At 49.7% G+C, this 6,216-nt stretch carries 3 protein-coding genes, 1 tRNA gene and 2 rRNA genes; all 6 read right to left on the reverse strand.

The features are described 5' to 3' along the window. Positions 1 to 47 precede the first annotated feature (47 nt). Complete coding sequence (locus tag ABJU74_RS12500) at positions 48 to 3,638, reverse strand: M1 family aminopeptidase (protein WP_348384550.1); 3,591 nt, start codon at positions 3,636 to 3,638, stop codon at positions 48 to 50. A gap of 14 nt (positions 3,639 to 3,652) precedes the next feature. Beyond that, positions 3,653 to 4,552 (reverse strand): ABC transporter ATP-binding protein, encoded by a 900-nt coding sequence (locus ABJU74_RS12505; RefSeq protein WP_348384551.1) that lies wholly within the window; start codon positions 4,550 to 4,552, stop codon positions 3,653 to 3,655. A gap of 104 nt (positions 4,553 to 4,656) precedes the next feature. Further along, complete coding sequence (gene eda, locus ABJU74_RS12510; protein WP_348384552.1) at positions 4,657 to 5,304, reverse strand: bifunctional 4-hydroxy-2-oxoglutarate aldolase/2-dehydro-3-deoxy-phosphogluconate aldolase; 648 nt, start codon at positions 5,302 to 5,304, stop codon at positions 4,657 to 4,659. A gap of 223 nt (positions 5,305 to 5,527) precedes the next feature. After that, a tRNA-Met gene (locus ABJU74_RS12515) sits at positions 5,528 to 5,604 on the reverse strand. A 132-nt stretch (positions 5,605 to 5,736) separates the two neighbouring features. Continuing rightward, positions 5,737 to 5,851, reverse strand: a 5S ribosomal RNA gene (gene rrf / locus ABJU74_RS12520). 174 nt (positions 5,852 to 6,025) lie between these two features. Then, positions 6,026 to 6,216: ribosomal RNA gene (locus ABJU74_RS12525) — 23S ribosomal RNA — on the reverse strand; the annotation flags it as partial.

Here is a 6,216-nt window from a genome sequence, read left to right on the forward strand (position 1 = left end):
GGTGCTGAAAAGCGCCGCCGTTTTTTATTGTCGCTTGGGTTGCCAGCCTAGCTGTCCGATACGGCAATCACATTGTCATCGCCGTTGCGGTCGACATATTTATTATAAGGATCAATACCGACAAATTCGGGTTTTTTGTCAGTAACAATACGGATGACTTGATCACCGGAACTAATCCGCTTGCGCTCCATATTTATGACGTCCTGTTTGCCAAACGCTCCGATGCCCGGTTTTGCAGTAAACAGGCCGATATCGATATCATCCGCCAACGTGGATGCTGTCTCTTTTCCCTTACCGTCAGCATAATATTTGGAGGCCTTGACTTTCAGCGTCGTTTCAAAACGCCCGTCAGAACGCTTTTTCACGGTCGCTTCTTCGGCTTTCAAGTCATAGATGGTAATCCGTTCCAGTAGATCGCTCACCAGTTGAAGTTCTGCATCGTTGCGCGCCAGGGACTTAAAACCATCGACCAGATCGGTTGAACTGGCATAAGGCTGGCTTTTGAAACGATAGCGATCCAACAAAGCGGCCAACATGACATTAACCCGTTCTTCGCCTAACCGGTCCTGCAGCAAATACATCACCACCGCGCCTTTTCGGTAATGAATATAGCCTTGATCTTCAACGCGGTTAAGCGGCAATTCTTCGATCGCTTCGCTGCCACGTGCGCCGAGATAGCGGTCGAGTTCATATTTCAAAAAGCGGCGAATTTTATCTTCGCCATATAGCTCTTTCATTACCATCAGAGCAGAATATTGCGCCATGGTTTCTACTAGCAACGTGCCGCCTTGTTGATTGGCGCTGATCAATTGATGAGCCCAATATTGATGCCCAAATTCATGAGCCGTCACATAGGTCACATAGTCAATTTCTTCCGGGTCGCTGTTATCAGCAATAAAACCAATCCGTTCGGAGAACGGAATTGTGCCGGCAAAGGCCTGTGCAAAGGTGGCATAGCCAGGAAACTCTATAATTCGGGCATAATCAAACTGATAAGGCCCGAAATTCTCTTTGAAATAAGCCAGCGATTTCTCTGTCGCATCGAGCATCGTGTCGACATTGAAATCATGAGTCGGGTGATAATAGACCGCCATATCAACGCCATCTGCGGACCGTTCCTTCACCGCGTATCTGGCCGACTGTACTGAGAAGAAAGCCAATATCGGTTGCTCTGAAACAAAACGCGCGATGCGCCGTTCGCCTTTGATCTCATCGGAGACCTTGCTGCCTGGCGCAATCGGTGTTTGATCCTTGCTGGTGCTGACTGTGATATCCGATATCACCCAGTCAGCATTACCGACATAGTTTTGCTCCCGCGCAGACTCATCTTCCAATTTGGGTAGGCGCAGTTCGGGTGGCAAATCATATTCGCGCCGGGTTTGCCGGTCTGTGAGCAAACCATTGCGATTCATACCTAGTTGCGGTGCAAATTCCGAATTGTTCAGGAATGTTCCGTTCTGGACCAGTCGGGTATCATTGCCGCTGGCACGAAAGCCCTTTTGCTGCCGTGACGAACGGAAGCTGATAGTCCTTTTCTCGTCGACCTGCATTGGACTGTCAAACCGGTAGATGCGATATTTCATCTGCTCGTCATCCATTTCCAGCTCGGCACCGGGAATATCGACAGCATCAATCTTCACATTAGGGTCCTGGAAACGAACGTGGAGCACTTCGACCGGTGCACCGGTGTCATTGATGATCTGCATCGCGCCACTCGCCACCATCCTCTGTTCGTCGGGATAGATAGCAATGTCTAGCTTGATATCGGTAAATGACGGCTGTTTCAGGCCTTCATATTTGAGAAATTTCTTCTCATAGTCGGCAAGCTGCTTTTCTTGATCATCCTGAGTTACATAGTTGTTCAGGACATTCATATTATAGAAAATATACGCGCCGCTACCCATCGCGATCACCGCAGCGAAAGCTAGCAAAGCACCGGCCGAACTCCACATCCGGCGCGGCAGCTGGCGCAAGCGGGGCATGAGGCTCACTTCCGTTCCCCGCCGCCACAGGAAATGCGCTAGGATCGCCAATATCGCCGCAACTGAACCCCAATAAAACCGCAGCCACCAGCCCCCAGCGCCATTGACCTCATTGCCGTTCAGATCGGAAAATTGCGGAAAGGGCGTATCGCCATATTGATAAAGCGGATGCTCGAAACCGATATTGTTGAGCGTCAGGGTTCCGACAAAATAGATAACCATGATACCCCAACCGATATATTTGTTCGGACTCAGGGCCTGTACAAATACCGCCAATATGGCCAGAATCACCATGTCGACTGCCAGAGGTAGCAAATACCAAAGGAAATACTGGTCAATCGCAATATCTGTAAAACCGCGCGACAGCTGGATCAAAATAGAAGCGACAACCGAGATCAACAGGGTTGCAAACAATACACCCGTAACCGCAATTGTTTTCGGCACCATATAAGCCCAATTCGGCAACGGCGTCGCATCTATAATTTCATGCATTTTGCGGTCACGATCCCGCCAGACCAGTTCTCCAGCATAATAGATCGCGATGATAATCGGGATGATCCCGAATGATCCCATAAGCGTCAACAGCAGTGTAGAGGTCAACGGTAGCGCCGGCGTACCATAAATCTCATTGCCAAAAGCAAGCGCCCCGCTGGCATTGAACAGGCCGATAAGCAGCAGGACAAAAAAGGCCGGGCTTTTGAACACCTGTACCATTTCAAAACGGGTTCGTGATACCAAGCGACTCCACGCCGCTCCCTGTTCACTGGTCTCGGGTAGTATATCGATAATTTGCGGATTGACGGTCGCCAACTTCGCTGCCTTTTTGGCTTGACTCTGTGCTTTGCGAGCCGAGATACCGCGTTCCGCAAAACTGAACCAGCGATAGGCCAAGGCCAAGGCACTGAATGATACACCAATCCAAATCAACCGATTCCAGACAAGCGTGCCTTCAATGGCCGGTAATAAACTATTGGATTCCGATGCGGTCCAATAGCGAATGACATTGTTGAAAGTCGCGAAACCAAAGGGATCCGCATAACCGGTAAACTCGCGTAGTTCCGGCATATTGTCGGTACTGATATTGAAGACAATGTAGAGCACCAATAAGACAACAACACCCAGATAACTATACATCATCGACCGGGTCAGCGTCGCCACCGCAAAGAATATGCAGGAGGTCAGGAATATCCCCGGAAGCGCCATCAAGACATAGGCATAAGCATAATGTTGCAGCTGGTTTGGCCCCAGAGTTTCCTGGTCCAGCCAGGGCATCAGAGATCCTAGCCAGATCGCAAATGGCACCGACAGAAACGCAATCGCGGCCGCCAGAAAAGCGCCGGTAAAGCGGCCTAAAAGATAGTCGAATTTTTTCACACGCGTTGAACGTACCATCGGTCCGAAGCCGCTTTCGTCGTCACGTACAATGACATTTGCGACAAAAGCAGTGGTCACAAACATGAAGAATAATGTCAGAATCAGATGGATCTGCACAATCGCAACCGGACTATTGGCATTTACATTACCGCCGCTGCCGATTGAGATTCCATCAACCGTCATCGCACCAAAAGTAAGCAGGAAGAATAAAATCGAAACCACCCAAAACACAGGGTTTTTGAATTGGTAACGCAGCTCGAATGCAGCAATTTTAGCGAACATGACTATCTCCCCGCTCAGGCTGCTTGTGATGGATTGACAGACTCGCGGCGGGTCGCAGCAAGGGTCGAGAAGTAGACGTCCTCTAACCCCCCATCTACGGCTTCAAACCCGTTTCCAGGGTTATCCGGCGCCAATATGTGAATGATGGTAGACCCGGCGAAAAGACGGGTGGTGATGACTTCATATTTATCGCGATATTGCTCCAGCTCTTCCCGCTTGATCGTTTTTGACCAGATGGTGCCTTCCGTCTTGGCGATCAGATCAAGCGGCGCGCCTTCTAATTGTATCTTACCATTGGCAATGACCGCCATATTGGGACACAGATCCGCTACATCTTCAACAATGTGAGTCGACAAAATGATAACTACATTTTCGCCGATTTCCGCCAATAAATTGAGAAACCGGTTCCGTTCTTCCGGATCCAGGCCCGCAGTGGGCTCGTCAACAATGATCAATTCTGGATTGCCAATCAACGCCTGGGCAATACCAAAGCGCTGCCGCATTCCACCGGAAAATCCAGCAATTGCCTTTTTCCGTACATCCCATAAATTGGTTTGGTTCAACAATGTTTCAACCGTGGCTTTGCGATCGGCAGCCGATGCAATCCCCTTGAGAACCGCCATATGATCCAGCATGTCATATGCAGATACGCGCGGATAAACGCCAAAATCTTGCGGCAGGTAACCAAGCCGCTCACGCAGCGTTTCAGGATCGGTCAATATATCAATATCACCGAATTTTATCTCGCCTTGTGACGGTGTCTGCAAGGTCGCAACCGTTCGCATCAATGTCGATTTTCCCGCCCCATTTGGACCTAGCAAACCAAACATGCCTTTGGGTATGGAGAGTGTCACATCATCCAGCGCCTTGGTGCCATTGGGATAGACATGGGTGACATTTTTCAGGTGCAGCATCTATATTCTCCATAAATTCTATTACTTATGTGTAGTATATATATAATACACCAAAAGCAATGAAAATATGGGAGGGGTCGAAACGGAAAGCGAGACAAGCCCTATTAGGGTCGTACCGTGCGCGCAATCTGCACGGCTTCACGCGCCAATTTTGTCACGGCATCAAAATTGCCTGCAGCAATTTGATCCGGTGGTGTAAGCCAACTTCCACCGCAAGCAACAACCGACGGCAGCGCTAGAAACATATCCAGATTTTTAGCTGACACACCGCCTGTCGGCATAAATTGCATCTCGCGGAAAACCGACGATAAAGCCTTCAGCATCGGCACGCCGCCGGCCAAGGCCGCCGGGAAAAATTTTACGGTTCGCAAACCAAGCGCATAGGCGCGTTGGACTTCTCCAGCGGTCATGGTTCCGGCATAGAGAAGAACATCCTGTTCCATGCAAAATTCTGCAACCGCATCGACCAATCCGGGACAAACAATAAATTGCGCGCCGCGCGATATTGCTTGTTCGGCTTGCTCCACGGTTAAAACGGTACCAGCGCCAACAATCATATCTGTCGTTTCCTTGGCAATGGCTTCCATACAAGCCATTGCGCCATCCGAACGCAATATCACTTCGATCACCCGCAATCCTCCTGCACTCAGTGCTTGCGCAGTATCCACCGCTATATCCGGATCATCTCCACCAACAAGCGGAACAATCGGTGCCTGTTTCAGACGGTCTTCAAACTGTGACGCGTTATTCATTTTGGCTATCCTTTTGGCTTGCTCCACAGAAGCGAAGCGCTGCGCAGCTATCAATAGAAGATCGGTTGATAAAGGAAAGCATCTTGGCCACCCGCGCGCATCGCAACAGTCTATCAATATACGCTGTCATCGGCCTATTATATGGGCTACCTCCAAACCCAAACGTAAAAAAGCCCCGCTGGTAACAGCGAGGCTTGTAATGCTTTGATCTCATTAGTCTTTTTGGTTGCGGGAGTAGGATTTGAACCTACGACCTTCAGGTTATGAGCCTGACGAGCTACCGGACTGCTCCATCCCGCGCCACCAATGAAAGCCGTATCGTAACGGTTTCCAAAACTAAAAAAGCGGCCGGCCCAATCAATGGACAGGCCGCTTTTTGAAAAAGTGAATGGGTTATTTCCGCGTGACTAAACTATATGCGCCTGCTGCAATGCCTGGCGACGACCTACTCTTCCATGCCTTAAGACAAAGTACCATCGGCGCTACCTGGTTTCACGGCCGAGTTCGAGATGGGATCGGGTGGGTCACAGGCGCTATGGCCACCAAGCAATGAAGCAAGCGCATAAGCTGTAATCACGGGTCTTTTAATCGATGATTGTTGGTAAGATATGCATGTTAAATCCATGCACATATTACCGTGGGCTGAGCTTATAATGTCCAGCATCAACGACAAAGTATCTCCAGTATCTGGATCCAACATTGTTGTTGATGGCGGGATTCTACAAGCGCGAATTGAGTAATTAGGACTGGTTAGCTTCATGCATTACTGCACTTCCACACCCAGCCTATCAACGTGGTGGTCTTCCACGACTCTATGATAACTTATCTCGAGGGAGGCTTCCCGCTTAGATGCTTTCAGCGGTTATCCCGTCCATACATAGCTACCCAGCAGCACGCCTGGCGGCATGACTG

This window comes from Parasphingorhabdus sp. (genome assembly GCF_039982415.1).
Lineage (GTDB): Bacteria > Pseudomonadota > Alphaproteobacteria > Sphingomonadales > Sphingomonadaceae > Parasphingorhabdus.